The 5,461-nt window shown below is 63.6% G+C and carries 5 protein-coding genes; 1 reads left to right on the top strand and 4 read right to left on the bottom strand.

The genetic code is table 11. The annotated features are described in order from the left end of the window. The 4 genes from JHC57_RS20855 to JHC57_RS20840 form a co-directional block, all read right to left on the bottom strand. Positions 1-242 (bottom strand): MarR family transcriptional regulator (locus tag JHC57_RS20855; protein ID WP_294032500.1); only part of this gene is annotated, 242 nt, incomplete at its 3' end. A gap of 104 nt (positions 243-346) precedes the next feature. Then, a complete protein-coding gene (locus tag JHC57_RS20850) occupies positions 347-742 on the bottom strand; it encodes an Ohr family peroxiredoxin (RefSeq protein ID WP_294032499.1) in 396 nt (131 codons plus the stop codon). Between the two features lie 211 nt (positions 743-953). Continuing rightward, positions 954-1,343, bottom strand: coding sequence for a hypothetical protein (locus JHC57_RS20845; protein ID WP_294032498.1), 390 nt, complete (start codon positions 1,341-1,343; stop codon positions 954-956). 459 nt (positions 1,344-1,802) lie between these two features. Further along, the gene (locus JHC57_RS20840) at positions 1,803-4,880 is read right to left on the bottom strand and encodes a TonB-dependent siderophore receptor (protein WP_294032497.1); all 3,078 of its coding nucleotides are present in this window, start codon (positions 4,878-4,880) and stop codon (positions 1,803-1,805) included. A 165-nt stretch (positions 4,881-5,045) separates the two neighbouring features. Here JHC57_RS20840 and JHC57_RS20835 point away from each other — a divergent pair, with 165 nt between their 5' ends. Next, positions 5,046-5,378, top strand: coding sequence for a phosphoribosyl-ATP diphosphatase (locus tag JHC57_RS20835; RefSeq protein ID WP_294032496.1), 333 nt, complete (start codon positions 5,046-5,048; stop codon positions 5,376-5,378). Positions 5,379-5,461: the final 83 nt, after the last annotated feature.

Below are 5,461 nucleotides of genomic sequence, written 5' to 3'. Positions count from 1 at the left end.
TTCTTGAGGATCGGGGTAAGCGTGTTCGATTCGAGGAACATCTTTTCGCCGAGCTCGCCGACGGTCTGGTCGTCGCGCTCCCACAGGGCGACGAGCACGATATATTGGGTGTAGGTCAGCCCGAGCCTGTCGAGGATCGGGCGATAGGCGCGGCCGAAGGCGAGATTCGCCGAATAGACCGCGAAGCAGAGGAATTCGCCGAGTTTCGGACGATCCGTTTCGGGGCTTTCGGTCTGGGTCATCGGGCGTTCCTCGGCGCGGCTTTCATATCCGGCGCATACGATGAAATCGGACGGCACATGTGTCAACCGGGCGGCGGGGAGAGCGCCGCCCGATCGGACATGCATCAGGCGAGGTTGAGTTCGATGTCGATATTGCCTTCGACCGCCTTCGAATAGGGGCAGATCCTGTGGGCAAGGTCGACGAGCTCATGCGCGGTGTCGCGGTCGACGCCGGGGACCGAAATGTCGAGACGGGCGCGGAGCACGAAGCCGTCGGCGCGGTTCAGCAACTCGATCGTCGTATCGGCTTCGGGACTCGCCGGCAGCGTCACCTTCTTCTGCGACGCGGCGAGTTCGAGCGCGCCGATGAAGCAGGCCGACCAAGCGGCGGCGAAGAGATTTTCGGCCGCGGGATGCGGCTGCGGCAGCGCGAGGTCGAGCACGCCGTTGGTGCTGCGGGCGTAGCCTTCGGCGCCGCCTTTGACGTGGGTGGTGCCGGAGAAGAGAATTTTATCGGCCATGTTCGGGTTCCTTTCGGGGTTTATGATCGCATCCGCTTATATCGGATGCGATTTAATTAGGCGAATCGCAACCGGAAGTCAAGCGTAGCCGATTAGATCGTGTACGATATAATCGTAAGATCTTGAGATTGGGCGAGGAAAATTTCGGCCGTAGCGACGGACTGCTTGTTTTGGCAGGCGTTGGGCGTCGGAATTCGACCGATTGCGGACGTTACCGACAGTCGCTGACAGCCTGTGGTTTGACCGACATCAGTTGCGCTGTTTCAATCTTGTATCCGACATCGTCGCGGCCCAACACAAACATGAACCTTTTGTCTTCTCTCATGTAGGTGTGCGCAAAGTACCGGACCGGCACGTCTCCCGACAAATGGTCACCGTGCACGTTTCGGCGCACGTGCAGATTTGCTTCCATCCATCCATGGCCGATAAGGTCACCCTCGATCGGCACAGTTTTATGCGCCACCTTGTTGGACAGCGTCCCCACCACGACAGTTTCGCCACATGCGAAAGGGAGAGTTCGGTCACTCTCGCTGATAGCGTTAATCGTCGAGCAGGCAGCAAGGCACAGCAATATTGGGACCGGGATGGCAAAATGCTTCATGGGTCTTGGTATCTCGCCAGATGTCCGCTTCCTACCCCGTTTGCGTCGTTGGGCGCCGACCCGGATGCGAGGGCAGCAAACGACCGATTGCGGACATTCCAGATATCGCGTAACCGTGCCCATCGATGGGCTCGAGCGACGTACTTTTCTTGGCCGCAGGCCTAGCGATCAGCGTAATTGTCACGGCAGTTTCGTTCTGTGTTCTCAAACTAATGAATGCTCCTTCAAGGTATTTGAAAGTAGGAAGCGCATTGGCTTTCCCAAGCCTTTTGATCATGCTCATTGTGTATATCGAGAAATGGAAGCCTGACCCTCACGGCATTGCAATGATTGCTCTTGGCTTTCTCGCCATAATTAGTCTGCCCGTGACGATTTTCACCGCGAAGCTTCTTGCACGGCGATTTTGCTAAGATGAGCAGACAACGGGAAAATGGCCGCTAACCACCCCTGAGCAGCCGTTTAAATCTTCCCGCGCACGCTCAGGAAGAAACGGCGACCGAGGTAATCATATTGCGTCCCGAACGCGGGCGCCTGCCCGATTACCGGCGGCGTCGCGGTGACCACCGTCGAGACGCGCGGCGGCGGGGTGTCGAACAGGTTCGCAACCCCCAGCGTGATGCGGAAGCGCTCGGCGACGTCGCGGCTCAGCGACAGCGAGTGATAGAAGGTCGCGGGCACGCTGACGTCGGGACAGAAACGCCCGCCCGGCCGGAAGCTCGAGGTACGGCACGCATCGCCGCCCTGTGCGCGCAGCAAATCCTTCATATTCGAGGCCGCACCCGTGACGTCGAGCCCGTAAAAGAGCGTCCAGCCGCCCTTCATCCAGCCGAGGTTGAAATCGCCGACCCATTTCGGATTGCCGATCTTGCCATTGTCGTCGATCTCGGTGCCGGGGAACAGCGCGACCTTGTCCTCGACCTGCCAGGTCATCTGCGCGCGGAACGTCAGGGCGCCCAGATTGCCGAGGTCCTGATCGATCGCGAGCGACAGGTCGACCCCGCGATTGCGTTGGCGGCTGATATTGACATAGCGGTCGGTGACGCTCGCGACGCTCTGCGCGTCGGGGCCGGTCGCGGTGCGCGCGAACAGGCCGCACAGCGGCTCGTCGGCGAAGATGTCCGAATCATAGCAGCCGGTGAGGATATTGCCCGCGCCGAGCAAGGTGATCTCGTCCTTCACCCGGATGTCGAAATAATCGACCGCGAGCTGCGTCCTGAGCCCGCCCCACAGCGCGCCCGACAGATCGGGGGTCAGGATCAGCGAGACGGTCTTCGCGGTCGAGGTTTCGGGTTTGAGTTCGCCGAGCCCGCCGCCCGACACGATCGTCGCGGGACCGATCCCGCCGACGAAGTTCGGGCCGATGCCGTCGGCGGCGCAATTGTCGAAGACGCGCTGGCTGATCGCCCCCGCCGCGAGCCGTGCCGCGGTCTGGACGCACGGATCGATGGCCTGCTGGCCGAGAAAGCCCGTCTGGTCCTGAAGGAAGAGTTCGAACAGCGCGGGCGCGCGGAACGATGTGCCCCAGGTGCCGCGGAAACGCAGCCAGTCGGTCACCGCCCAGTCGGCGCCGACCTTCCACGTCGTGTCGCTGAACCTGTCCTCCGCCCCGTCGCGGCGCGTCGCGCCGACATGGGTGTAGCGCGCGGCGCCCGACAGCGTCAGACGCTCGATCATCGGCACGCCTTCGAGCAGGGGCACCTCGACCTCGCCGAAGACTTCCTTCGACACGGTGCGCCCCGCGGTGATGCCCGAGGTCGTGAAATTGGCGACATTGCCCGCGAGCGTCGCTTCGCCCGGGGTGTCGTTGATCTCGTCGCGGCGGATATTGGCGCCGAACGCGACGCCGACCGGCCCCGCCGGCAGGTTGAACAGCTTCCCCGTCAACAGCGCCTCGGCCGAGGTCTGCTTGAACAGGGTCCGCCCTGTCTCGCGCCCGGTCAGGAACGCACGCTCTTCGGGCGTGAAATCGCCGCGGAGCACACGCGGGTCGGTGAAATCGATGTCGATGCACGGGACGCCGCGGATCGCGGTCACCGTCCCGGCGCACGAACGCGTGCGCAGGGTCTGCGACGCGATCGCGTCCTGATAGATGACGTCCTGCGTATAGCTCGCGTCCGACCGGCTGTGCTGGCCGTGGACGTCCCATTTCCACCCGCCCGCGATCTCGCCGCGCAGCCCGAACACGCCGCGATAATAATCGACGTCGGCCTCGCTTTCGGATTTCACCAGCACGCGCGGACGCAGGATCAGGTTGCCGCCGAACTCGCCGTTGAACGGATCGCCCATGTCGAAGGGATCGCAGTTGAACGCGGTCGGATCGCAAAGGAAAAAGGGCAGCATCGAGGCGCCGGTGAACTGCTCGAGCTCGATCCGCTGGAAGCCGTTGTTGTGCGACTTGCGGTTGCTGAACAGGAATTCGCCATAGGCGGTGATGCCGTCGGTCACGTCATAGGCGCCCTCGGCGAACGCGCTGACCCGGCTGACGCGCGAGAAGACGTCCGAATCCTGCTCGAGCGGTTCGAACTGGTTGAGCGCACCGGTCGACGGTCCGTCGAAATTGATCCCGAAGAAATCGTCGGGGCCGAACACGCCGATCGGATTATAGGCGTTGAGCGGGATGCCGACCCCCGCGAACTGATTGCCATATTGGCCGGCGAAGATCGCCTGCCCGTTCGGCGCGATCAGCCCGGGGCTGAAGGTCGGAAAGCCGTCCTGATCGACCCCCGAAAAATCGCTGAACACGATCATGTTCGCCTGCGTGCTGCTGCACGCCGGGCGGCCGGTGCGGAAATCGACGATATCGGCGCGGCTGCCGTCGGCCTCGCGCTTGAGATACTCTTCGGAGCAGAAGAGGAAACCGCGGTCGCGGCGCGTCAGATTCTGCTGGCGGAAATAGTCGGCCGTCGCGAAGAAATGGCCGCGGTCGAATTTTTTGCCGAAGCTCGCGTCGACGCCATAGCTTTCGCCGCCGCCATGCTCGGTGATCGACGAGAAGCCGCCCCCCTCGAAGCCGTCGAGATCGTCGCGGGTCAGGATGTTGACCACGCCTGCCACGGCATCGGAGCCATAGATCGACGAGGCGCCGGTTTTCAGCACCTCGACCCGCCGCACCACCGACAGCGGCAGCACATTGAGGTCGAAGGGCGCCACCGCACCGCGGATGCCCGCGGGGCCGGCGCGGCGCCCGTTGATCAGCACCAGCGTGCGCTCGGCACCGAGCCCGCGCAGCGACAGGCTCTGCACATCGTTGCCGCCATTGGCGACGAAGCGGTTCGAGATCGCCGAGGTGATCTGGACCGACCCCTGCGCCGCCGGCGTCGATTGCAGCACGTCGGCGAGCTGGACCTGCCCCTGCAGCTTCGCCGATTCGGGGTCGATGACCTGGATCGGGTCGGCGCTGGTGAATTCGCTTTTCGCGATGCGCGAACCGGTGACGATAATCTCGTCGCCGTCCTGCGCCATCGCCGGGCTCGCCGTCAGCGCGATCGCCGAGGCCGTCGCCGCCAGAAACACCTGCAAGTGGGTGCCAGTTTTCATCGTCTTCTTCCGACTAAAGGTTGATCCTGCCCCCCGGCGCGTCGGAATTTACGGCAAAGGGCGTTTCGATATGGTTACCGGGCCGGTAAGTTTTCGTGCCGGGCGGCGCCCCGCTTGTCGCGCGCGCGCGGCGCGGCTAGGCAAGCTCGCGAAAGGATCGGCGCGATGAGCAAGGCAATGGGCGAAACGCTGGGACGGCTGGAGGCGGTCATCCACGACCGGCTCGCCGCGGGCGAGGCCGAAGCCTCCTATGTGGCGAGCCTCGCGGCGAAGGGCCGCGGCAAGATCGCGCAGAAGCTGGGCGAGGAAGCCGTCGAGGCCGTGATCGCCGCGGTCAGCGAGGACGATCCCGAACTGATCGGCGAGGCGAGCGATCTCGTCTTCCACCTCTCGATCCTGATCGCCGAGCGCGGGCTGACGTGGGACATGATCGCCGCCGAACTCGACCGCCGCCACGGCACCTCGGGCCACGCCGAAAAAGCCGGCCGCACCCAATAAGGAACCCCTCCCATGCCGATCGACGCCACCCTCCCCTATGACGACAGCAACATCTTCGCGCGCATCCTGCGCGGCGAACTGCC

The organism is Sphingopyxis sp. (genome assembly GCF_016463645.1).
Classification (GTDB): Bacteria; Pseudomonadota; Alphaproteobacteria; order Sphingomonadales; family Sphingomonadaceae; genus Sphingopyxis.
Note: the sequence above shows the minus strand (reverse complement) of the source record. Positions and strands in the feature narration are given on the sequence as shown.